A 23,825-nucleotide genomic window follows, 5' to 3' on the forward strand; every position below is an offset into this window, starting at 1 on the left:
GTTGCAGGCAATGGCGCAGTCTTTGAAGCGGGTTATGGTAGCAGCCGTCTGGCTCAGTTTGAGCGCGGCTTCAGTGCAGATGCTTGGTCAGAATAGCGCGGGGACGCCCGCCGCGGCACAGACCGCACCCGCCACGCCTGCGGCAGCCGATCCCACCGGCAAAGTCGTCAAGTCCGAGCCGCAGGAAGAACATCCGGATCCGACCAAGCGCCGGCTCAGCGACCGCGAAAAGATGCAGCAGAACAAGTACCTGAAGAGCGAAATCAAGGGCGATAGCCCCTGGAACAAGTGGCTCAATCAGGACGTGGTCTGGATCATCACCGACCAGGAAGTCGCCGCCTTCAAGTCCCTGAAGAACGACGAAGAACGCGAGCAGTTCGTGGAGAACTTCTGGTTGCGCCGCAATCCCAATCCGGACTCGCCCGATAACGAGTTCCGCGAGCAGCACTACGCCCGCATCGCCTACGCGAACGAGCACTTTGCCGCCGGCAAACCCGGCTGGAAGACCGATCGCGGCCATATCTACATCGCTTACGGCAAACCCGACAGCATCGATTCGCACCCCAGCGGCGGCACCTACCAGCGGCCCATGGAAGAGGGCGGCGGCAGCACTTCGACCTTCCCGTTCGAGGTGTGGCACTACCGCTACCTGGAAGGCATCGGCGACAACATCGATCTGGAGTTCGTGGATAGCTGCCAGTGCAACGACTACCACCTGACCATCGACCGCTCTGAAAAAGACGCCCTGAAGCACACGCCGGGAGCCGGCCTGACCATGTACGAAGAAATGGGCATGGCCGACAAGAAGGATCGCTTCTCCGGCGGTGGCTTGGAGCAGCTCGGTAACGGCCCCTACGCCGCGTCGCAGCAGAGCAAGCAGTTCGACCGCCTGAGCACGTACGCCAAGATCATGGCGCCGCCACCCATCAAGTTTAAGGACTTGGAGCAGTACCTGTCGCAGTCGACGATCTTGAAGGGACCGCCGTTCTACTTCGACGTCCGGACCGACTACGTCAAGGTGACCAACGACACTGTGCTTATGCCGGTGACCCTGCAGATCCGCAACCGCGATGTCACCTTCCAGACGAAGGACGGCGTGTCGACCGGAACCGTAAACATCCTCGGACAGGTCTCTAACATCAATCACCGCATCGTGCAGACCTTCGAGGACACGGTGACCGTTCAGGTACCGTCCGAGTTCCTGGCGCGCGAACAGGCCAATCGCAACCTGTACTGGAAGTCGGTGCCGTTGCGCCCGGGCATTTACAAGGTCGACATCGTCATCAAGGACGTGAACAACCCGGACCACATCGGTACCTGGCGCCGGTCGGTCAACGTACCGAAGTACGACGATGAGCGTCTCTCGGCGTCCTCGCTCATCCTCGCCTCCAGCATGGCTCGCGTCCCCACCAAGGAGATCGGTGCCGGCAACTTCGTCATCGGCAACACCAAGGTTGTGCCAAGCGTGTCATCAAGCCCCGTCATTCCAGTCACCTACAAGCGGAACCAGAACCTGAACTTCTGGATGCAGGTGTACAACCTGGGCATTGACGATAAGAGCAAGCAGAACAACGCCGAGATCAATTACGAAGTCATCGATCTCGCGTCCAACAAACCGGTTTTGCAGACGAGCGAGTCCACGGCCAAGATGAATCCGAACGCTGATCAGGTGACGCTGGAAAAGAGCATGCCTCTTGCCAGCTTGCAACCCGGCAAGTACCAGGTGCTCATCAAAGTCAACGACGGCGTGTCGAAGCAGGAGATATCTCAGTCGGCGCCGTTTACGGTGGAGTAACCTGTTTGGGTCCGGTTACCTTTTACATAGGTGTCCGGCGCAGGTAGATTGAGGAGAATAGGCAAATCGCACTCAGATGCGAACGCCTTTTAGGAATTCAGCCGGAGATTGATCCGGCGGCAGGCAAGGGACGCAGGAGGGGATCGAAGAACGCACATGCAGCGGTCTTCCTGGATACTCGGCTGCTCGACGACTGCGGTGCTTCTCGCCGCAGCCGCACTCCTGCCCGGCTCTGCCGCGGCACAGACCAGCCATGTCTCGGGCGGCTACTTTCCGGGCGGCTCGGTCAGTGGCGTCATCCTCGACAGCGAAGGCATCCCGCAGATGGGTGCTCTGGTGCAGCTGTTGCTGCCGGACACTACGCCCGCTGCAGTCGCCCTTACTGACAGCAATGGTCGCTACCGTGTCAGCGACCTGAAGCCCGGGCGCTACCGGGTGCGCGTCAGTGCCGCGCTCTTTCTCCCCGCCGTACGCCAGACCCTCCAAGTCAGTGCAAACACGCGTGCCGTGGTGAACCTGACGCTCTCCACTTTGCTGGCACCGACCCAGTGGCTGCCCGCTACCCGCCGCAGCGGGGACGCAGCGGAAGACGATTGGATGTGGACGCTTCGTTCGTCCACGGTCCGCCCCGTGCTCCGCATCCACGACGACGGCACGGCAACGCTCGGCGTCTCCAGCAGTTCGCAGGAGCGTCATCGCGTCCAGTCCCAGGGCCGGATCGCGATCTACGCGAACGACGGCGGCTTCGCCCACGGCGGGAACCATGAAGTGTTCACCATGGAACGCAGCAGCGCCGACGGCACCGGAGCCGTGCTCCGCGCGGACTTTTCGGGCCCGCGTGTGCCGTTCCCGGTCGCGCCCTCGGCGGAGATCAGCGCCGGATTCGGGAGACAGCTTCCGCTGGGCGCCTCCACCCGAACAGTAGTCAGCTACCTGTCTCACCCCGAGTTGCTGAACCAGCAGGGCAGTAACGGCATGCAGGCGATGGTTGTGCGCAACGCGCAACGAATCGACCTGGGAGACACCTTCCGCGTCGATGCCGGCTCCACGTTGCGGGCGTTCAATCTTGCAGGGAACACGATAGCCGCTGAGCCCTTTTTCCGGTTGGCCTACCGCGCCGGCTCTGGTGTGGTCGTGGGATATTCCTACACGGCTTCGCGCGGCACATCACAGATGGAGGATCTGGACCGCGTCGCACCGCCTACGCCCTTGGCGATAAAGCGTGACGGCAGATTGCGCCTGTCCGGCGGCAGCGCCCACGCCGTGTCCGTCGGCGTGCACACGCCCAGAGGCGGCAAGCTGCAGGCAGAGGTGTACCACGAGAACATCGTCTCGCCACTGCTGGCAGGCGTTGGCACGGTCTCGTCCGCGGATGGTGTCTCTATGCCACTGCTGTCCGATCCAACCACCCAGACATACTTCATCGCCGGTCGCGACTTCAGCGGCGCGGGCGTTCGGTTCTCCTTGGACCAGCCTGTAACCAACCACCTGGCTGTATCGGCCAGCGTGGCCAGCGGCTCGGCTCTGGTGAACGACTCACCGGCTCCCGCCTCCATCGCGTCCGCCGCGAGCCAGGCTGGCGTCCACCAGGCGCTGAGTGCCGACGTGCGAGCGCGCGCCAACTTCGCGCGAACCGGAACACGCGCCGAAGCCGGCTACCGTTGGCAGCGGGCTTCCACACTCACCGCGGTGGACTCTTTCCGCGCCAATACCGATCCCGCTTACCTCAGCCTCCTGCTGCGGCAGAGGCTGGAGCGCTTGCCGCTGTTGCCCAGTGGCCTGGAAGTCGTGGTCCAGGTCCAGAACCTCCTCGCGCAGGGATACCAGCCGTATCTATCCAGCGACGGTCACACGCTATACCTCGCGCAGTCGCCCCGCATGCTCCAGGCGGGACTCGCCTTCACGTTCTAGCAGGCGCAACCTGCGTGGGCACTGCAAGCCCTCTCGCGCGTAAGTGTGGTATCGTAAAACTCATAACGCAAGCGGTTCCGGTCGAGCGTCTGCTCCCGATCCGTTCTGTTTGGACGCGTAGCTCAACTGGCAGAGCATTCGACTCTTAATCGACAGGTTGTAGGTTCGATTCCTACCGCGTCCACCAAAATTCCCTCGCCAAACCCTGCCACCCGCCTTAGCACTTGCATCTGTGCAACCTCCGCGTGCAACTTAGAGCAATATGCCCTTTTCCAAGGGGTCGCGCATCGGCCCACTTCTGGTCGCGGCGATCGTGATCGTCCTGCTGAATACGTGGTTCGCGGTCGCTTCGGTTCGCACCCTGAGCCAAAGTGAATACTGGCTGTCGCATACCTGGCAGGTCATCGGCCAGGTCGAAGGAATCGTTGCGTCCGTGCGAGACGCCGATTCCAGTGCGAGCGGCTTTGTTCTTACCGGCGACACGAACCGCCTCACTTCCTACTACTTGGCGCGCCAGCAGGTTACGCCTCAGATCCAGCGGTTTCGGGAGCTCACCTCCGACAACCCTCGGCAGCGCGACAATGCGGATCGACTGGAACACATCGCAGCGGAACGTCTCGCATTGCTGGACCAGGTCATTGCTGCAAAGAAGATCGGCGGCACAGAAGCTGCGGCATCCCTACTGACCGAGGATGCCTCGAGTGCCCGGCCCCGTGTCCGCCCAATAGCGGAGTCGATGCAGGACGAAGAGCGTCGCCTGCTCACCATTCGCGAAGAGGATGTGAAGCGCAGCACTCTGGTGGCGCTGCTGTCCGTCGCTGTGGCCAGCGGGCTCGACCTGCTGCTGATCGTCTTCGTGGGACGCATCCTGGTGCGCGAGCGGGAAATGCGCATGCAGACCCAGACGGCAAACCGCGAACTCGAAATGGCTCACGCAGAGGTCGAGAAGAATGTTGAGACGATCCGGCAGTTGAACACGGAACTCGAAGAGCGAGTGCGCAGTCGGACCATGGAGCTCGAGAGCACCAACCGCGAACTCGAAGCATTCAGCTACTCCGTTTCGCACGATCTGCGTGCCCCGTTACGCACCATAGACGGGTTCAGCCTGGCCCTGCAGGAAGACTATGAAGAAGCTGTTGACGAGACGGGCCGCGACTACATCCGCCGGGTCCGCAGTGGTGTGCAGCGCATGGGCGGCCTCATCGACGCGCTCCTCCAACTCTCGCGCATCACGCGCGCCGAGTTGTCCAGGCGCGAGGTCGATGTGACAGCCCTCGCGGAGAGCGTTGCGGAGAACCTGAAAGAGGAGCATCCGGAACAGCAGATTCACTTCGACATTGATCCTGGCATGCACGCAAATGCCGACCCCGATCTACTTCGTGTGGCTTTCGAAAACCTGATGGGCAATGCGGTGAAGTTCAGTTCGAAGGTTTCGGTGAGCGTAATCCGTGTGTCCTACGACCCAGAGAAGAAACGGTTCGAGGTTGCCGACAACGGCGCCGGCTTTGACATGCAGTACAGTTCGAAACTCTTCAACGCGTTCAACCGCCTGCATGGCGACAAGGACTTCAAGGGCTCCGGAATCGGTCTCGCCACAGTCGCGCGAGTCATTCACCGGCATCACGGAACCATCTCCGCGGAGAGCAGCGTGGGGAATGGCGCACGTTTCTTCTTTACGTTAGGATGAGCGCTATGGCAGAACAGCAACGGTCTATTCTTCTGGTCGAAGACGATCCTGACCACGAAGCCCTCACCATTCGCGCCCTCAGGAAATCGAACATCGTCAACGATGTGGCGATTGCGCGCGACGGCGAGGAAGCCGTAAACATGCTGCTCGGACCCAACCCGATCAAGCCGCAGGTCATCCTCCTGGACCTGAAACTTCCGAAGCTGGACGGTCTTGAAGTGCTCCGTCGCATTCGGGAATCGGACACCACGCGAACCCTGCCGGTAGTGATCCTGACCTCGTCAGACGAGGAGCGCGATGTCGTTCGCAGCTACAGTCTCGGCGTGAACAGCTACATCCGCAAACCGGTGAACTTCTCCGATTTTGCCGAAGCAACTCGCCAGCTTGGCATGTACTGGTTGGTTCTGAACGAATGCCCACCGAAGCCGTAGACGCGCGTCCGCTGCGCATTCTGCTGGTAGAAGACAACGCAGACGACGCCGCTTTGCTGGAACGGCATCTGCGGCGCTCAGGCTTTCGGCCGGATCTCAGCCGGGTCGAAACTGCCGAAGAGTTCCAGCGCGGCCTGGCGCAGCTTCCCGCTCCTGAGCTTGTTTTAGCGGACTATAATCTGCCGAGTTTCAGCGGTCCCGAAGCGCTGCACCTGCTCCGCTCGTCGGGCCAGGACATCCCGTTCATCATGATGTCGGGCGCAATGTCTGAAGAGACTGCGGTAGCCAGCATGCGTGCCGGCGCTCAGGACTATGTAATCAAGCAGAATCTGGCGCGCCTGGTTCCCGCGGTTGAACGCGAGCTGCGCGAGGCCGCCACGCGAAGTTCGCGGCGTGCCGTCGAAGCAGCATTGCACGTCAGCGAACTCCGATTCCATCGCTTGGTCGACGCCATGCCGATTGGCCTGCTGCTCGCGGACGGCCCCGGTCGCATCACATATGCCAACGCCTCGGCCGCTGTGCTGCTGGGTCACACCAACGGTGCCCTGTTGGACACCGACACGCGCCTGGATCATTACGGCATTGACGCGGCGGAGGCGATTCAGGAGCCGCGGGAGATATCGCTCGAGCGCGCCGACGGCACCTCTGCGGAACTACTGGTCGCGGCAACCTATTTGAATCCGGACAAGTCGGTCGACGATCGCGAGCTTGCGATCTTTCTAGTGGACCTGAGCAAGCAGAAGCACAGTGAAGAGCTGCTGCGCCGCACCGAAAAGCTCGCCGTCGCCGGCCGGCTGGCGGCGTCCATCGCGCACGAAATCAACAACCCACTGGCGGCAGTCACGAACTGCCTCTTCCTGGTTGCCAACACTGAGCTGACCCCGGACGGCCGCAATTTCCTTGAGATCGCGCAGAAAGAACTCGATCGCGTTGCGCAGATCACCGTTCAAACGCTGCGCTTCCACCGGCAGTCCAGCCGGCCTGTGCAGAGCGATTTGCGAGATCTGGCCGAGACGGTCCTTGCTCTGTTTGAGTTGAGATTGCGCCGTCAGGAAATCACGGTGCACCGCGACTTCGGCGGCGTGAGGCCGCTGCTCTGTTTCGAAGGCGAGATCCGGCAGGTCATCGTCAACCTGCTAGGTAACGCGATCGACGCCTCCGGCGGAGGTGGTGAAATCACGTTGCGCACGCGACAACTGCGAACAAGCGCTCGTCCGGAACAGGGGATCGCGTTCACTATTGCGGATCGTGGGACCGGAATTCCCGCTGAAGCTCTGTGCCGTCTCTTCGAGCCCTTTTTCTCCACCAAAGGAATCACCGGCACGGGCCTCGGCCTATGGGTGTCGCAGGAGATCATCGCTCGGCACGGCGGCAACATCCGTGTCCGAAGCCGGGTGCGCACCGGCGACTCTGCCGGGTGCACCGTATTCCGCGTCTTTCTGCCGCTGGACGGAATACCAACGCCCGCCGCCAGTGCGGAGCAGGAGCTTCCGGGCTAGCAGGCGGGCGCGTCGTTCTGTCCTTGCGGTCTGGCTTAGTCGACGAACTCGACCGCAGTCTTGTGCGGGATCACGCCGCGCTCATAGCCCATATCCAGCAGCTTGCGAATCGCTTCGCGACCGTCCTCGCCGTAGTTCAGCGTGCGTTCGTTCACGTACATACCGACAAAGCGGTTCGCCAGATTGGTGTCCAGGTCGCGGGCGAACTGCATCGCGTATTCCAATGCTTCGCTGCGGTTGTCGAGCGCATGCTGAATGCTGTCGCGTAGAGCCTGGGTGCACACGTGCATCGCTTCCGCCCCCAGCGAGCGGCGAATCGCGTTGCCGCCCAACGGCAGCGGTAGCCCGGTCAGGTCGCGCCACCACTGGCCCATGTCCAGCACTTTGTGCAGACCGCTCTGCGCATACGTCAATTGACCCTCGTGAATGATCAGGCCTGCTTCATACTCGCCGCGCAGAACCGCCGGAATGATCTGGTCGAAGGGCACCGTGACCGTCTCAACCTCGGGCGCGAACAGCTTCAGCGACAGGTAAGCCGTGGTCAGCACACCCGGAACCGCGATGCGGACCTTCTTCACTTCGTCCTGCGACATCGGGCGGGTCGCAATGATCATGGGACCGTAGCCTTCACCCACGGACCCACCGCACGCCATGAGCGTGTACTCCTCCTGCATGTAGGGGTAAGCGTGGAAGGAGATGGCGGTCACATCGTAGTAGGGGTCGTGAATCGCGCGCTGATTCAGAGTCTCGATATCGGTGAGCACATGGGTGAACTTGTACCCGGGGACGCGGATCTTGTTCGTGGCCAGACCGTAGAACATGAAGGCGTCGTCGGAATCCGGGCTGTGCGCGATCTTGATCTCGCGCACGTCAACTGCGGTACTGCTCATCAATGTCACCTGTTTCGAAAGTCAGAGTGGAGGGTTACTGGCGCGTGCGAGCCGACCACGCAGCAACGATGCCGGAAGCCGCAAGAATCTTGACGATCTCGCCCGGCAGGAACGGGATCACTGCAGCGTTCAGCACGGTGCGCACGCCGGCATGCGACAGCAGCGCAAGCTGCGATGCTCCCGCGGCGAACAGCACAACCGTTGCGGCGAGGCAGGCGAACACGGCAGCGAGGAACGGACGACGCGAGCGCAGAGCAGGGTAGAGCGTTCCAGCGATCATGGCCACCAGCGGATAGCTCCAAAGGAAGCCTCCCGTCGGCCCTGCAAGCTGCAGCAATCCACCCGGGCCATGCGGCGAAAACACCGGCAGTCCCATGGCACCCTCGGCCAGGTACAGCAGCATGGTCGCGCAGCCAAGCGCCGGACCCGCGAGCATCCCCACCAGCAGAACTGCCATCGGCTGCAGCGTCAGCGGCACGGGGGTAAACGGCAAGGGAACTGAAACATGCGCGGCTACCGCGACCGCCAGGCTCCCCAGCAGGGCCAGGCTGGCCTTGCGAAGCCAAAGAGCGCCGCGGGATTGCGCAGCATGGGATGTTCCGGCCAGGGTTGCGGTCGATTCTTTGACCATCACAAACGTCTCCTCAAGAAAAACTGACGGCACCTCCCATTGTAAGCGGGCCGAAGATCCACCAGTGCGGCCGCCTTTCGACCGCACTGGACCAGCTAGCACGGAAGGAGTGTGCCTTCAAAGGTTCATGCCGCGTTTGCGGTTGGACATACGGTCCAAAGCGCGGCACCATAGCAGTGCGATGGCAACTTCCTCCAACCGCAAATCGCATGGCAAGTGGATGACACGCCTGTCCCGCCTGGGCGAGCATCTCTACGGCAACCGCCGTCGTATCGCCACCGTCGCAGTCGCGGTGCTCGCGGTGCTGCTGGGCTACCATGTCGTGTTCGGACGGGATGGGCTGACCGCCTTCCGCAACAAGCAGCACGATCTCCGCGATCTGCGAACCGAAACAAGCAATCTGCAAAGGGAGAACGGGGAACTCCAGGGTCACGTCGACCGCTTGGCGAACGACCCCAACGCGATCGAGCACCAGGCTCGCGAAGACCTGCACTACACTCGCCCGGGTGAAGTGATCGTGACGCTGCCTGCGAACGACTCCAAGCACTAGCTTCAAAGTTGAAAGGCCGGACAAAGCGTCCGGCCTTTTCAGTTCACTCGCAGACTTCCGTCCAGGTCGACCGCAAGCATTGCGTCCTGCACCAGCATGCTGTGGATCTTCAAGTGGTCGAGCGTCAACTCATACCCAGTGCTCTGTTGCGACTTCGCCAGCGCGTTTCGTAGCAGGTCGGCTGCGTTGATCTTCAGCTTCTGCGGCAGCTTGCGGCTGAGGAATGGAATCAGGAGAGCATCCAGCTCTTTGTTCCCGGTGAAACGGTCGATGCGGGCATCGCGGAAGCCGATCGTTTCGCCTTCCGCGTCCGGTACCACCGACACGTCCGCTTCCGTGTTGAATCCAACACCGACGCACTTGCCAAACATGCCAGCGCCCAATCGGGAATGGGTGTGAACATGAATGACCACGCGATCGTCTTGGAAGCGCACGGACGGCTGGTCTACGTAAACAAAGCAGGCCGATTTGGTGTCGCCCTTGATGTAGTAGCGGCCGTCCGGACCGGTGAAGAGCTGCTGCTGCAAGGTCCGCTCCATCGCGGATGCGGTGACCTTCAACTCAATGGCGCGTGCCTGGATGGTTGCGAGCAACATGAAAGCCGAGACGAGCAGGATTCGGGAAAAGCGCACGAGCTATTCCGCAGGGCTGATCAGGTTGGTAGACCCGGTCCCAGAGCCACCAGGATTCGCGCCCAAGCCCAGCTTGATCAAGGCACGCGAGTCGGGAATCAGCTTGGTCTGCCAGCCGTTGTCTGCCTGCAGTTTGCGCATTGCGTCGGCGCTCGCGTCATCCCAATGACCCGACGAGCTCTGCAGGTACCCGGCCTTGACCAGGGCGCTCTGAATCTCCGTAGCACGAGCATCATCGATGGCGCGAGGACGCGAGGAACTGGCGGCGTGTGACGCGGTGCGCGAAGCGTGGCCGCCCTGGACCCGGTGATGCGAGCGGGGGGACGTCGGTCCTCGGCGCACGTGAGAGGCCGACGCGGTCATTGGAATCAGGCTGCTGGTCAGCACACCGCCCAGCAGAAGCATGCAGCGAAGGTGAGAAGAAGAAATCATCAGGAGATCTCGCAGGTGTGAGTGTCTGAGCAGTCCCCAGGTAGGGGCTGCGCCGTGCGGCAAATTCAGCGTACACAGCGTATTCACACGCGCGCAACCGGGGAACGGCTGCATGGTTACGTGAAAACGGAGCAACAGAGACCGGCGCTCGAAAGCGCCGGTTCCGTATGCGTCTACTTCTGGTTATGGCAAGGTTCCGCCGATGAAGTTGTTGCTCTTTTCCCGGTTACGCGGTGACCGGATCACAAGCACCACGTCATCGCCGCTCTTCAGACCGTTGACCAGGTTGCGGAACTGCTCTGGGTTGTTGACCGGCTTGCGGTTGATCTCGACGATGATGTCACCCTTCGAGAGACCGAACGGGCTCAGGTCTTCCGCGAACGATCCCGGAGTCACGCCTGTCACCAGCACGCCACCCGACAGACCCTGCTGCTGCAGAACGTTCGCCGGAACCGCCTGGATCGTGATGCCCAGCTTGCCGTTGCTCGACTGTCCGTTGGCCTGATCGCCGTTGTCGTCACCGTCATCCTTGCCGGCGTTGTTGGCCGCGGCTTCCACGTTCTTGCGATCCGTGATGCCTACCGTCGCCGTACGCTGTTCCGTACCGCGCAGATAGCCGATCTGTACCGTCGATCCGGGCTTGCGGGCGGAGATGTTGGCGACCAGGTCGTCCCCATCCTTCACCGGCTTGCCGTCGATCGTGGTGATCACGTCCTGCGGCTGCAGACCAGCCTTGGCGGCGGGCAGACCCGGAGTCACGCTGCTCACCAGGACACCGCCCTTAGCAAAGCCATACTGCCGGCTCACGGCAGAGGGAAGACCCGCCTGGAACTGGATGCCGATCGATCCGCGCACCACCTTGTGCTCGGGCGAGATCAGCTGGTTGTACACGTCGACGACCGTGTTGGACGGCATCGCAAAACCCACACCCTGCGACCCCATGCCGCTGGTGTAAATCGCGGTGTTCACGCCGATCACCTCACCCTTCATGTTCAGCAGCGGACCACCGGAGTTGCCGGGGTTGATCGCCGCGTCGGTCTGGATGAAGCGCTGAAATTGCGAGGGCGCAGGACCGTCGGTGATGGTGCGGTTCTTCGCCGAAACAATGCCGGCGGTAACCGTCTGCGATAGCGAGAACGGGCTGCCAATCGCCAGCACCCAATCACCCACCTGCTCGGCATCGCTATTGCCCAGCTTCACGGTCGGCAGCGTGCCGTTGTAATCAATCTTGATCACGGCCAGGTCTGTGTCTTTGTCGGTGCCGATCACGTGCGCCGGACGGCCCTGATCGCTTTCCGAATCGGTCGACAGCTTCACATAGATCTTGTCGGCCTTGTCTACCACGTGATTGTTGGTGATGATGTAACCGCGCGAATCAACAATAAAGCCCGAGCCCAGCGCACGACGCTCGCCGCCGCCCTGGTCATCATCGTCCCCGCCGTCACCACCGCCCGGCCCCTGCCCGCCAAAGAAGCGGTTGAAGAAATCCTGCATGTCGCCTGGGTCGCCCGATCCGCTGCCACCACCGCCGCGACGGCGATTGCGGTTGGCGCGGGGCGCCGCGCTCTGCTTGGGGAACTGCTCGGTGTTGATGTTAACGACAGCCGGGCCAACCTGCTTGGCGATCGTCGTGAACTGGTTCGGCGTGCTGCTTTCGCCTGAGGGGACTCTCAGGGGTGTCGCGTCGTGGCTGTCAACCGCCTGCTGCGCGCCGTGTACGGTGCCCGTCAGTACCGACCCGGTAAGAATGCCCGCCGAAAGGGTACCCAGCAGGGCAAAGGTGGCGAGAAGCCGATGATCGCGCACGCGCTCGGCAAAAGTGGTGCTCTGGACGTTCTTCGAATCCATGAAAGTTCGTGTCCTCAGGTACTGCCTTGGAAGCCGTTCCCGGCCTTCTCTGCGGTTTAGACGCAAATGGCCCGCTTGAGTATGCTGCATCGCAGCGGCCCTATGAAGCAGTGTCTCAGGTTGGCCGTTGATGAGCCGGAGCTTCGCCCCCAAACCGTTGCAGTAGGGCATGAAGTCCCATCTGCAAGGCTCACGATCGCGTGGCCCCTCGAACCCTGCCAGTTGCGGGAAGTGCCTGCAGGTACTCCGCGCTGCTTACGTCCAGCAGCACCAGCAGGATGCGCCGCAGCGCCAGCTCGCGACCCGTGCTGTCATACCACTCCTTCAACGTGTGAATGCCGCCGGCGGTCCCGCCCGCTCCCATCGCGACCGCATCCCGCCCTTGCGCCAGCGGCAGGTTCGCATCCGTCGAACCGATCCGCTCCTCCGTTCGAAGACGCAGGTGGCGATCGACCGCCCGAACACTTGCCAGCACTGGCGACTGAGGGTCCAGAGCACCGGCCGGCCGGTCACCGATGCACTCGATGCGAAACGTCAGCACGCCTCGTGACGCCTGCGCGTTGCTGGCCAGCACCGCATCCTCCACCGACCGGTACAGCAGCACCTCCAACCGCACCAGCTCATCCGCCGAAACCGAACGAATATCTACCAGCGCCGTTGCCTGCTCCGGGATGCTGGTAACGCTACTGCCGCCCTCTAGGCACCCCACGTTGAACACAGTGCGTGGATGCTGCGGGATTGGCTCGGCAACACACCGGGCCAGTGCACCGGCCAGCACCATCACGGGATTGGCGATCTCCGGCTCCGTCCAGGCGTGACCACCAGGGCCGTTCAGCACCACACGGAACCGCCGCGACCCAAGTCCGCGCGTCACCAGCGTCTCAGTACCCGCGCCCTCCAGCGCAATGGACGCGACCACGTCGCGCGCCACGGCCGAGCGCTCGAAGATGTGCCGCATCCCGCGCAGGTTCCCCTCGGCCTCTTCGCCAACATTCGCCGCAAATAACACATTGGCGGTGTAAGCCTCGGGCTCAGCCGCGCTCACTGCCGCCAGGGCCAGCAGCGCGGCCAGACCCGCACCATTGTCGGCAGCACCGGGGGCGCGCAGCAGCGATCCGTCTTGGACCGGGGCAATCTGCACGGCTGCGGAAAAGACGGTGTCCAGATGCGCAGACAGCAGGACCACTGGCTCTCCGGCCTGCGGCGCGCGAAGCCAGCCCAGGGCGTTGCCCTCCTCGTCGAGGTGAACGCCGCACAGGCCTATCTCGCGAAAGCGGTCAGCGAACCACGACGCGCGGTCGTGCTCCCCAAACGGCGGAGCTGGGATGCTCACGGCCTCGCGCTGCCATGTCTGAATGCGCTGCTCCTGCAGGTGCAGCCAGCGAAACGCGCGATGGGTACTGGCGCGGGCAGCGATCTCCTGCGTTCGCGCGAACGCGGCGGGGTTCAAGCTCCCGCTCCTTGCGCGACGGAGTACAGCCCAGCCTCCGGATCTCCCTGGTACACCACGCGCGTTAGCGACAGGCCCTGCGGTGGTGCGGTCGCACCGGCCAGTCTGCGGTCCTGCGCCGCCAGCAGTGCCGGCAGGCTCGCGGTCTCGCGCCGGCCCGCTCCGATCTCGACAAACGTCCCAACCAGGTTTCGGACCATGTGGTGCAGAAAGCCGCTGCCCGCCACCCGGTAGAGCAGAAGGTCCCGCTCCTCAGACCATGAGGACGCAAAGATCGTGCGAACGGTCGACTTCTCTTCCGTCGCCCCTTTCCGATCACGGCGATCCGGGTCACGCGCCGCGAAGGATCGAAAGTCATGGGGCCCGACGATGTCAGGCGCCGCGGCTTGCATACGCTCAACCCGAAGCGGCCATCGGCAATCCCACGCCGACCTGGCCAACAGCGGCGGGCAGATGCGTTCCTCCGCCGATCCGGGCAGGCGCCGCCGGAAAATGCAGTAGGTGTACTGCTTCCAGGCCACGCGTCCGCGGGCATGGAAGTCCGGCGCGACCACCTCTGCGGACAGCACTCGCACGCTGCCCGGCAGCTTACGATTCAACGCCCGTTGCAGCCGGTCCGGCGGAATAGGGGAGCGCAGCGACACGCTCACCACCTGGCCCTCGGCGTGCACGCCAGTGTCAGTCCGTCCCGAGCCCTGCGGCAGGATGTCCTCGCCCAGCACCTCGCGCAAGACGCGTTGCAGGTCGCCCTGCACGGTGCGCCGGCCGGGCTGCACCTGCCAACCGCAGAAATCTGAGCCGTCGTAGCTCAGCACCAGCTTCCACGTTCGCGTTGTCGCGTCCTGCGGACCCTCAAAGACCGCCTTTGTCCCGGCACCTTCCACCTATCCAGTATGCGGGAGCGCGCTGTCCGCACGGAACCGGGCTGCCCACTATACTGGGCACGTCCCGTTGCAGTCCCATCTTGCTGGCACTCCATGCTTTTTACGCATCGAGAGTCCGCGCCGAGCATCTGGAAGGTATTGCACGGACAAAGTTCGGTTTCGCGACAGGGCTCGCGCATGGAACTGCGTCCCGATGTTGCGCGTACACGTCATCACAGTTACAGGGCGGCGGACATAGTAGTCGGCCTGGCAAGGGGTACTGGTGAATTCTGGCAAGTTGCAGGCTGCGGCGAGTGTCGCTCTGTTATTGACAAGCTCGTGGGCGCAGACGGTCGGCGCCCAAACAACCCAGGCCGCGCCCGGGACGCAAACCACTCCACCTTTGGGCACACAGTCCACGCCGTCCGCCACGCCGCAGACCGCGGCACAGGCCGGCGCGCAGACGAACACCCAAAGCAACCCGACGCAGCCTGCCGCACCGCAGGCGCAACAGGTGGACACCACCGGCCGTCCCGGCGTGCCGCAGGCACCGGAGCCGAACCATCCCGGCCCCCTCTTTCTGCGCGAGACCAGCAAGGACTATTCCCACCTGAAGAGCCACTGGCGCAACCCGATCGCGCCCTACACCTCCACGGACTACCGCGCTCCGCGCCTCAGCAACACACCGCGCATCAACGATCTGCTGCGTGACGGCAAGATCTACCTGAGCCTGTCGGACGCCATCCTGCTGGCACTTGAAAACAACTACGACATCGCCATCGCCCGCGTGAACCTGGACATCGCGGACACTGATCTTCTTCGTGCCCGTGCGGGCAGCACCCTTCGCGGTGTCAGCACCGGCCTGGTCACCAACACATTGGGCGGCTCCAGCACGACGGTCAGCGGCGGCGGCGGTCCGGGTGGAACAGCCACCGGCGCAGGCGGCGGCGGCACCGGTGCATCCGGCCTCGTGCTCAGCACCAACGGTGGCGGCCCCGTTCCTCTCAGCCGCGACCCCCTGCTGACCGGCACCGTGCAGTACGAACAGCGCACCAGCCCTGGCGGTTCGGGCTTCGGCGGCTCCTCCAGCAGCAGCAACACCGGAACCGGTACGGGCACAGGAACTGGCACAGGCACGGGTACCGGAACGGGTACTGGCACCGGCACGGGAACAGGGACGGGTACCGGAACGGGCACCGGCACCACCGGCACCACGAACCTGTTCAACAGCAACCCGACCCAGACGAACACCGGTAGCTACAACTTCAACTACTACCAGGGCTTCTCTACCGGAACCTACGTCAACCTGACCTTCAACAACTCGCGTGTCACCTCCAACTCGTCGACCTCGTCGCTCAGCCCAGCGCTGTCGTCTTCCTTCAGCCTCACAGTGACGCAGCAATTGCTGCAGGGCTTTGGCAAAGGCGTGCAGAACCGCTTCGTGGTCCAGGCCAAGAACGACCGTCGTATCGCCGACTCGGCATTCCGCGCCCAGTTGCTCTACACCATCAACCAGGTCGAGAGCATCTACTGGAACCTCGTCAGCGCCTACGAAGACGTTCAGGCCAAGCAGCGCGCTCTGGAGCAGTCCACTCAGCTTTCCAACGACAACCGCCGGCAGTTGCAGATCGGCACGCTGGCTCCGCTCGATGTGGTCAACTCCGACCAGGCAGTCTCTACCGATCGCCAGTCGCTGACCACCTCTGAGTCCAACCTGGAATACCAGCAACTGCTGATGAAACAGGCGATCGTGCGCGACCTGAATGATCCGCAGCTCTCCGCGGCGCCGGTCGTTCCCACGGAGCGTGTCAGCCTTGAGCGCATGGCCGAAGAAGACACCCCGATCGAGGAGCTGGTAAAGCGCGCCTACGCGAACAGCCCCGCCATCGAGCAGGCCGTGCTCAATATGGAAAACAACAAGATCACCATCAAAGGTGTGAAGAACGGTCTGCTGCCGCAGTTGAACGCCTACGGCTTCTACGGCGGTTCGGGCTACACCGGCGAGGCCAATCCGGCCTCCATCCTGTGCCAGCAGAACCCGACCGTTCCGAACTGCGGTTTGCAGGGTGGCGGCTACGGCACAGCATTTGCCAACGCGTTCAACAACTCCGCACCCGACAAGGGCGTCGGCGTCACGTTGAATGTTCCGCTGCGGAACCGCCCGGCTCAGGCTGACCAGGCCCGCTCGCAGATGGAGTATCGCCAGGCACAGATGCGCTTGCAGCAGCTCTACACGCAGACCCGCATCCAGGTGGTCAATCAGCAGTACGCGTTGACCAACGACCGTGCCTCCACAGTGGCGGCCCAGGCCGCGCGTGACTACCAGGCACAGGCACTCGATGCCGAGCAGAAGAAGTACCGCTTAGGCGCATCGACCACGGCCAATGTTCTGCAGCAGGAACGCAACCTGGCCACGGCAGAGAACAACCTGATCTCCGCCACCGCGGCATACGCCAAGGATCGTGCAACGCTGCTGCAACTGCTCTCGAACACCTTGGATCGCTACGGCATCTCCATTGAGCAGGCAGCCAGCGGAACCCTCACCACGCAGCCCAACATCCCCGGCCTCACGGCGCCCCAGCCACCCGCGCCACCCAAGCCGCTCACCAGCAACCCCGATCCGCTGCCGCCGTACCAGGGCATCGCCGCACCCGGAACTGCAACCCCGGCCGGCACCCCCGCACCGCAGCCGCCACAATAACCAAGACACAAGAGAAATGCGCTTCCGACCTTTCGGAGGCGCATTTCTCTTTGCACCTCACCACTCCCTCTTTGAAGCACTTGGGTGCCGTGCGTATCGCAGCGTCTCTTCAGCAACTGCTCGTCCGGCTCCGCGCTCTCGTGTCCCCGCCGCGAGTCGCGCCGTGCTTTCGCGATCCGGTGCTCGACTTCGGCATCACTGCGACTTCGCCACTGGCGCTGGAACACGCTCCGGAAGTGCGCCACGGCTGCGGTGCCTACGTCTCGGAACACGGCAACTACCTGTCACTCTACCTTGGCGGAAGCACCGTCGATGGCGTGCATGCGGTGATGGACTGCACGGCACCTGCCGAGCTCGTCTTCAGCTACACGCAGATCATGGCCGGCTTCTCCAGGTTCGTGCCGCATCCCCATCACATCGGCATGCTCGGCCTCGGCGGTGGATCGCTGGCCAAGCATTGCTACGAAGCTTTCCCGGAGAGCCGGATCACCATCGCCGAGATCAGCCCTGAAGTGATTGGCCTGCGCGGCCGCTTCCTGATCCCGGACGATGATGAACGGCTCTGCGTTCTTCTCGCAGACGGCGCAAAGCTCGTTGCGAACAGCCGCGACCGCTTCGATGTACTGCTCGTCGACGCCTTCAACGAGGGCGGCCACATGGATCATCTCGGTACCGTCCGCTTCTACCGGAACTGCCATCGCGCACTCACGCCCTCCGGTATTCTGGTGCTCAATTTCAGCGGCGATGCCTGGCAAGGTTCGCTATCGGCGCTCCACAGACTTTTTCGCGATCAGGTTGTTCTGTATCGGTGCCCCGATGGCGACAACGTGATTGCGTTCGCCGGTAAAGCGACTCTGGCCAGCCACCACGAAACGGTTCCGCTGCCTCGCTGATTCGCTACTCTCGCTTTGAGAAAAAGCAGGCTCACCGCAAGCCGCCGAAAGCCTTCAGCGAAACCCACAAGTTGCTATCCGCCACAGTTCATCTGTGGTTCACTGCTGGAAAGTATTGCTTCAGTCAGGAGGGCAAACATGCCTGTGCTTCGTACCCCGGATGGTGTCGACATCTTCTACAAGGATTGGGGCAGCGGTCAGCCCATCGTCTTCAGCCACGGCTGGCCTTTGTCTGCGGACGATTGGGACAACCAGATGCTGTTCTTTCTCCAGCAGGGCTATCGTGTGATCGCCCACGATCGTCGCGGCCACGGACGATCCTCGCAGGTGAGCGAAGGCCACGACATGGACCACTACGCCGACGACCTTGCAGCCGTGGTCAACCACCTGGATCTTCACGACGCCATCCACGTGGGCCACTCGACAGGCGGCGGAGAAGTGGTGCACTATCTCGCGCGTCACGGCGAAGAGCGTGCCGCCAAGGCTGCGCTACTCTGCGCGGTCCCGCCGCTCATGGTGCAAACCGAGAGCAATCCGCTCGGCCTGCCAAAGTCGGTGTTCGACGGCCTGCAGGCGCAGCTCGCTGCCAACCGCGCGCAGTTCTATCGCGACCTGCCCGAAGGTCCGTTCTACGGCTACAACAAGCCCGGCGCCCAGCGGTCTGAGGGCATCATCGGCAACTGGTGGCGGCAAGGCATGATCGGCAGCGCCAAGGCGCACTACGACGGCATCGTCGCCTTCTCACAAACGGACTTTACCGAAGATTTGAAGAAGCTTCAGCTTCCGGTGCTCGTCATGCACAGCGAGGACGACCAGATCGTCCCCTACGTCGCCTCGGGTCCGCTCACCGCGAAGCTGCTGAAGAACGGCACGCTGAAGACCTATCATGGGCTTCCGCACGGCATGCCCACCACGCACGCCGACATAGTCAACGCAGACCTGCTTGCATTCCTGAAGAGCTAGCCGCCTCAGCAGCACACGAGCGGGAGCACGCGAATCCACGTCACCCCGCTCAGTCACGCGGCGCTGGCAAGACGTGTGCGTATGGGACCACTAGACTGGATCCATGCCGCACAACGCTCTTGCCAGCGCCGCTTCGTCCTACCTGCGATCTGCAATGCACCAGCCCATCCACTGGCACCAGTGGGGCGAAGAGGCGTTCACCAAAGCGCAAGAGCAAGACAAGCCCATCCTGCTCGACATCGGGGCCGTCTGGTGCCACTGGTGCCACGTGATGGATCGCGAGTCTTACGAGGACCCCGCACTCGCCGAGCTGATCAACCGCGAGTACATCACCATCAAGGTCGATCGTGACGAACGTCCCGACGTCGACACGCGCTACCAGGCAGCGGTGCAGGCCATCAGCGGTCAGGGGGGTTGGCCGCTCACCGCATTCCTTACGCCGCAGGGTCACCCCTTCTTCGGCGGCACGTATTTCCCGCCGACCGAGCGCATGGGCCGACCCAGCTTCCGCCGCGTGCTCGAGACCATGGCCGACGCCTTTCGCCACAAGCGCGAAGACGTGAACGATTCCGCCGGTTCCGTCATGCAGGCCATCGAGTACAACGAAGCCTTCGCCGGCGGAGCGACCGATCTGCAGAACTCCTCGGCTGGCATCGCTCTCATCGACAAGCTCGTCGCCTCGGCGCTGCAGTCCTACGACCCCCGCCACGGCGGCTTCGGATCGCAACCCAAGTTCCCGCATCCAGCCGCGCTGGACATGCTCATCGACGCGGCTTCGCGCTCCGGCCCCAATCACGCTAAGGCCGCTGAAGCTGCACAGGGCACCCTGCACAAGATGTTTCGCGGCGGCGTGTACGACCAGCTCGCCGGCGGCTTCCATCGTTATTCGGTTGATGAGCGTTGGGTCGTTCCGCACTTCGAAAAGATGAGCTACGACAACTCGGAGCTCTTGCGCAGTTACGTTCACGGCTTCCAAACCTTCGTCGATCCGGAGTTTGCCCGCGCCGCCACCGACATTCTGCGCTGGATGGACGAGTGGCTCTCCGACCGCGAGCAGGGCGGCTTCTATGCCTCGCAGGACGCAGACATTTCGCTGGACGACGATGGCGACTACTTCACCTGGACCCGTGCGGAAGCAGAAGCCGTGCTCACGCCGGAAGAGTTTGCCATCGCCGCGCCGTACTTCGACATCGGCACAGTCGGCGACATGCACCACGACCCCGCGCGCAATGTCCTGTTCCGTCCGGTCGATCTCGCTCCTCTGGCGAACGAACTGAACCTGAGCCGCGAAGAAGCAGAACGCCTGCTTGCCTCCGCGAAGCAGAAGCTGTATGCGACCCGCCTAGAACGCCCCACACCGTTCGTCGACAAGACCCTCTACACCGGCTGGAACAGCATGGCCATCCGCGCCTACCTGGAAGCCGGTCGCGCCCTGCAGCGGCCCGAGGCGGTCGCCTTCGGCCTGAGGAGCCTCCAGCGCGTTCTCTCCGTCGCATGGCGCAACGGGCAGGTGGGACACGTGGTCGCCTGGGGCGATCCGCAGGCGCCTGCGCCAGATGTTCCCGGCAACCTGGAAGACGCCGTCTTCCTCGCAGACGCCTGCCTGACCGCCTTCGAGGTCACCGGCGACACGAACTGGTTCCGCTCCGCCAAAGAGATCGCAGACAGCCTCCTCGCCCGCTTCAGCGACACCGAGAAAGGCGGCTTCTTTGACACGGATATCGCCGGTGGCACCGCGTTGGGAGCACTCAGCGCCCGCCGCAAGCCTCTGCAGGACGCCCCCACACCGGCCGGCAATCCGGCAGCCGCCGCACTGCTGCTTCGTCTGGCCACGCTGACCGGCGACGAGGTGTACCGCTCTGCCGCGGAACGTACCCTGGAGTGCTTCGCGGGCATCGTCGAACACTTCGGCCTATACGCCGCCACCTTCGGCTTGGCGCTCGGCCTCTTGGTGCGGCCCGCCGTGCAGGTCGTCATTCTCGAGGGCGAACAGGGAGCCTCGGCCGCCCGTGAGCTGGAAGCAATAGCTCTCGCGCGCTACGCCGTGAACAAGACGGTGCTCCGCATCCCCGCCAGCCGCCGCGCCGACCTGCCACCAGCCCTCGCCGAAACGCTGCCCGGCATCGAGGTGGCTACAGGCGCCGTGGCGCTGGTCTGCTCCGGCAACACCTGTCAGCCGCCGGCACGTTCCGCAGAAGACCTGATCGCCGCACTAGCCGCAGCGCTCTAGCGCGCGACCTCGGTGCAAGTTCGCCCGGCTTACCTGTTCCTGCTATCCCGCTTGCAGCGGTGCGTCACCCGAGGTGGCCGGCGCCGCCGCCGCAGCGGGCGCCTGCAGGATCGCCGTCGCCGGCACACCTAGCGGGATGTCCTCCTTGGCGAACTCCAGCAGGATGCGCCTGCGAATCTCCCGCAGCACACCATCCTTCTGGTTCGCCCTGACCCGAAGGTTCACCGGAAAGACCACCTCGCGGCCGTTGATACGGTCTACGCCCAGCACGTCCGGATCGGCAATCGCCACCTCGGCGAAAGCAGGGGAGCGACGAACATCGAGCGCCACGCGCCGCAGCACCTCCATTACCTTGTCCGGATCCGCAGACGCATCGACGGACACTGACAGCGACGCGACCGAGTACTCGCGCGACAGGTTCGATACCGTCGTAATCTGCGAGTTCGGGATAAAGTACTGCGTTCCATCTCCGTCCCGAACCGTGGTCGCGCGCAGCGAGATATCCTCCACCGTCCCGGTCAGTCCCGCCACCTTGACCACGTCGCCGACGTTGAACTGGTCTTCCACCAGGATGAACAGACCATTCAGCATGTCCTTGAAGAGCGACTGCGCTCCAAACGATATGCCGAGCCCGACCACGCCCGCCGACGCCAACAGCGGTTTCAGGTCGATGTTGAACACGGGCAGAACTTGCAGCAGCACAAGAAAGCCGATCACGCCATACGCGGTGGCTCGCAGGATGGCCGACAAGGTGCGCAGCTGCGCCGCCCGGCGTGCATTGCCGATCGAGTTGTCTGCGATGTGCCGCATCCGTTTCACGGCGAATGCCACCAGCCGCTGCAGCGCCACTGCAATCAGAAGGATGAACAGGAGCTTGGGCAGGTCGTGCCGAACAAACGAGATCAGGTCCGCATGCCAGTCTGCCAGCAGATCGTGGAAGCTGTTGCCATCCGGTGCAGAAGGCAGAGGGCTCAGCAGGGTAGCGGGCATTGCCGGGTGAAATACAGGCATCCGCTTCATCCTAAAACGCCAAGGCAGCCTCGTCAGATCACCGCGCAGTCCGATTCGACGCACGATGAGGTACGCTCGATTTTGTACCATCGCCAACTTCGGTGAGACGCGGATGGGAACCTTGGCAGAACACTTCGGTTTGGCCCGGCCCGCCTCCGCCGGTGCGTTGCTCCTGGCTTCGTTGGTGTGTGTACCGGCGATGCGCGCGCAGGTCGATGCCCGTCCTCCGGCCGGCAGTCTTCCTCACCCTGACGCCTCGGAGGAGAACGATCCCTTCCGGAACAACCCCGAGTTACGCGAGCGCCTCCAGAAAGGTCGCGCGACAGAGCGTCAAAGGCGTATTGTGGACGACGCCAATCGGCTGGTCGTCTTGACCGCGCAATACCGAACCGCGCTTGCTGCACACGGTACTGCAACGGCGGATGATCAAAAGCTTCTCATCCAAATTGAGAAGCTTGCCCGTGAGGTGAAGGACCGCATGAGGGGGATGTAGCAAGAGCAGTACCCCCGCACGGTCCGTGATGGATGGTGTGTGATGTTTGCAGTTCCGATGAGGAGAATGTCGATCCGAACCTGCCGTCTAACCGTGTGCGCAACCCTGTGTGGCGCAGCGTTTGTCACGGTCGGCCGCACCGCTACGGCGCAGTCCGCAGCGTTGATCGGCGGCAACCAGGTGCAGCGGGTGGAGAACCAGCAGAAGCAGATGGCTGCGGAAGCTCGCCAGAAAAAGATGGAAACGGACGCGGCCAGGCTGGTGGAGATGGCACAGCAACTGAAGACCAGCGTAGACAAGACCAACAAGGACGTCCTGTCAGTGGACGTGATCAAGGAAGCCGAGCGCATCGAAAAACTTGCACGTGAGGTGCGCGAAGGCATGCGACAGTAGTTGCTTTTCCTCGGGAACCGTGTCACGCTGCGTTCATGACAAAGGCAGGGGGGTGGACGTTCCCGAGGCTGAAAAGCCTCTTGCTGTGCGTAGCGCTGCCGCTTGCGGCAGCCGTTTCCGCTTCGGGCCAGAAGGGCGGCAGCAGCGGTGGTGGCCACCCAGCGCCGGCTCCCGCGCCCGCGCCCACGCCTTCTCCCGTCCGCAGCCCGGGCAACACGGGCGGCGTGTACGGCTCGTCGCCCTACGGCTCTTCGCCGTATGCCCCGTACGGCATCAATTCGCCCTTCTTCGGCGGTAGCGACGTCACGCCCCAGCAGGCCAGTCTGTACAGCCGGCTCCAGCGTCAGGAGCGCCAGAAGCGAATCGTCACCGATACCAATAAGCTGGTCGCACTGACTTCGGAGTATCAGCACGCCCTGCAGCAGGGCGGCCAGACACCGGACACCGACCGCAAGCTGCGCGACATCGAGAAGCTCGCCCGCAATCTTCGCGCAACCCTCGTCCAGTAATCGCACCCGCAAT

Annotated in this window: 21 protein-coding genes and 1 tRNA gene; 14 read left to right on the forward strand and 8 right to left on the reverse strand. The window is 63.1% G+C overall.

The annotated features are described in order from the left end of the window. Positions 1–10 precede the first annotated feature (10 nt). The 6 genes from OHL12_RS04160 (at position 11) to OHL12_RS04185 (ending at position 7,323) form a co-directional block, all read left to right on the forward strand. The gene (locus OHL12_RS04160) at positions 11–1,795 is read left to right on the forward strand and encodes a GWxTD domain-containing protein (RefSeq protein ID WP_263412570.1); all 1,785 of its coding nucleotides are present in this window, start codon (positions 11–13) and stop codon (positions 1,793–1,795) included. A 156-nt stretch (positions 1,796–1,951) separates the two neighbouring features. Further along, positions 1,952–3,706: a carboxypeptidase-like regulatory domain-containing protein gene (locus tag OHL12_RS04165; protein ID WP_263412571.1), complete on the forward strand. Its 1,755-nt coding sequence runs from the start codon at positions 1,952–1,954 to the stop codon at positions 3,704–3,706. 111 nt (positions 3,707–3,817) lie between these two features. Further along, positions 3,818–3,893 (forward strand) — tRNA-Lys (locus OHL12_RS04170). Between the two features lie 75 nt (positions 3,894–3,968). Further along, positions 3,969–5,393: a sensor histidine kinase gene (locus OHL12_RS04175; RefSeq protein ID WP_263412572.1), complete on the forward strand. Its 1,425-nt coding sequence runs from the start codon at positions 3,969–3,971 to the stop codon at positions 5,391–5,393. Positions 5,394–5,398: 5 nt separating this feature from the next. Further along, a complete protein-coding gene (locus tag OHL12_RS04180; RefSeq protein WP_263412573.1) occupies positions 5,399–5,824 on the forward strand; it encodes a response regulator in 426 nt (141 codons plus the stop codon). Then, on the forward strand, positions 5,806–7,323 hold the full coding sequence (locus OHL12_RS04185; protein WP_263412574.1) for a hybrid sensor histidine kinase/response regulator: 1,518 nt from the start codon (positions 5,806–5,808) through the stop codon (positions 7,321–7,323). The genes OHL12_RS04180 and OHL12_RS04185 overlap by 19 nt, the downstream gene beginning before the upstream one ends. Before the next feature lie 35 nt (positions 7,324–7,358). Here OHL12_RS04185 and OHL12_RS04190 read toward each other — a convergent pair whose 3' ends face one another. Then, positions 7,359–8,213, reverse strand: coding sequence for a menaquinone biosynthesis family protein (locus OHL12_RS04190; RefSeq protein ID WP_263412575.1), 855 nt, complete (start codon positions 8,211–8,213; stop codon positions 7,359–7,361). A gap of 34 nt (positions 8,214–8,247) precedes the next feature. Then, positions 8,248–8,877 carry a biotin transporter BioY gene (locus tag OHL12_RS04195; RefSeq protein ID WP_263412576.1) on the reverse strand — a complete coding sequence of 210 codons (630 nt, stop codon included), beginning with the start codon at positions 8,875–8,877 and terminating at the stop codon, positions 8,248–8,250. Positions 8,878–9,025: 148 nt separating this feature from the next. Here OHL12_RS04195 and OHL12_RS04200 point away from each other — a divergent pair, with 148 nt between their 5' ends. Beyond that, positions 9,026–9,394: an FtsB family cell division protein gene (locus OHL12_RS04200; protein ID WP_263412577.1), complete on the forward strand. Its 369-nt coding sequence runs from the start codon at positions 9,026–9,028 to the stop codon at positions 9,392–9,394. Between the two features lie 38 nt (positions 9,395–9,432). On the opposite strand, the gene OHL12_RS04205 is transcribed toward OHL12_RS04200, so the two are convergent. The 5 genes from OHL12_RS04205 to truA form a co-directional block, all read right to left on the reverse strand. Further along, the gene (locus tag OHL12_RS04205; protein ID WP_263412578.1) at positions 9,433–10,026 is read right to left on the reverse strand and encodes a hypothetical protein; all 594 of its coding nucleotides are present in this window, start codon (positions 10,024–10,026) and stop codon (positions 9,433–9,435) included. 3 nt (positions 10,027–10,029) lie between these two features. Continuing rightward, complete coding sequence (locus OHL12_RS04210) at positions 10,030–10,458, reverse strand: peptidoglycan-binding protein (protein WP_263412579.1); 429 nt, start codon at positions 10,456–10,458, stop codon at positions 10,030–10,032. Between the two features lie 183 nt (positions 10,459–10,641). Continuing rightward, entirely contained in the window at positions 10,642–12,306 is a 1,665-nt protein-coding gene (locus tag OHL12_RS04215; RefSeq protein WP_263412580.1) for a trypsin-like peptidase domain-containing protein, read from the reverse strand. A gap of 190 nt (positions 12,307–12,496) precedes the next feature. Then, a complete protein-coding gene (locus OHL12_RS04220; RefSeq protein ID WP_263412581.1) occupies positions 12,497–13,756 on the reverse strand; it encodes a M20/M25/M40 family metallo-hydrolase in 1,260 nt (419 codons plus the stop codon). After that, on the reverse strand, positions 13,753–14,640 hold the full coding sequence (truA, locus tag OHL12_RS04225) for a tRNA pseudouridine(38-40) synthase TruA (protein WP_263412582.1): 888 nt from the start codon (positions 14,638–14,640) through the stop codon (positions 13,753–13,755). Before truA ends, OHL12_RS04220 begins: the two co-directional genes overlap by 4 nt. Positions 14,641–14,902: 262 nt before the next feature. Between truA and OHL12_RS04230 the strand changes: the two genes are divergently transcribed. The 4 genes from OHL12_RS04230 (at position 14,903) to OHL12_RS04245 (ending at position 21,406) form a co-directional block, all read left to right on the forward strand. Continuing rightward, complete coding sequence (locus OHL12_RS04230) at positions 14,903–17,320, forward strand: TolC family protein (protein ID WP_263412583.1); 2,418 nt, start codon at positions 14,903–14,905, stop codon at positions 17,318–17,320. A gap of 140 nt (positions 17,321–17,460) precedes the next feature. Further along, positions 17,461–18,213, forward strand: a complete 753-nt coding sequence (locus tag OHL12_RS04235) for a fused MFS/spermidine synthase (protein WP_263412584.1) — start codon at positions 17,461–17,463, stop codon at positions 18,211–18,213. Between the two features lie 138 nt (positions 18,214–18,351). Then, complete coding sequence (locus tag OHL12_RS04240) at positions 18,352–19,176, forward strand: alpha/beta fold hydrolase (RefSeq protein WP_263412585.1); 825 nt, start codon at positions 18,352–18,354, stop codon at positions 19,174–19,176. A 103-nt stretch (positions 19,177–19,279) separates the two neighbouring features. Beyond that, entirely contained in the window at positions 19,280–21,406 is a 2,127-nt protein-coding gene (locus OHL12_RS04245; protein WP_263412586.1) for a thioredoxin domain-containing protein, read from the forward strand. A 42-nt stretch (positions 21,407–21,448) separates the two neighbouring features. On the opposite strand, the gene OHL12_RS04250 is transcribed toward OHL12_RS04245, so the two are convergent. After that, positions 21,449–22,417, reverse strand: a complete 969-nt coding sequence (locus OHL12_RS04250) for a mechanosensitive ion channel family protein (RefSeq protein ID WP_263412587.1) — start codon at positions 22,415–22,417, stop codon at positions 21,449–21,451. A 121-nt stretch (positions 22,418–22,538) separates the two neighbouring features. Between OHL12_RS04250 and OHL12_RS04255 the strand changes: the two genes are divergently transcribed. From OHL12_RS04255 to OHL12_RS04265, 3 genes are all read left to right on the forward strand, one after another. Beyond that, complete coding sequence (locus OHL12_RS04255; RefSeq protein ID WP_263412588.1) at positions 22,539–22,910, forward strand: hypothetical protein; 372 nt, start codon at positions 22,539–22,541, stop codon at positions 22,908–22,910. Between the two features lie 66 nt (positions 22,911–22,976). Beyond that, on the forward strand, positions 22,977–23,303 hold the full coding sequence (locus OHL12_RS04260; RefSeq protein ID WP_263412589.1) for a hypothetical protein: 327 nt from the start codon (positions 22,977–22,979) through the stop codon (positions 23,301–23,303). Positions 23,304–23,338: 35 nt separating this feature from the next. Beyond that, a complete protein-coding gene (locus OHL12_RS04265; protein WP_263412590.1) occupies positions 23,339–23,812 on the forward strand; it encodes a hypothetical protein in 474 nt (157 codons plus the stop codon). Positions 23,813–23,825 lie beyond the last annotated feature (13 nt).

Origin of the sequence: Terriglobus aquaticus, assembly GCF_025685415.1 — a bacterium.
Classification (GTDB): Bacteria; Acidobacteriota; Terriglobia; order Terriglobales; family Acidobacteriaceae; genus Terriglobus; species Terriglobus aquaticus.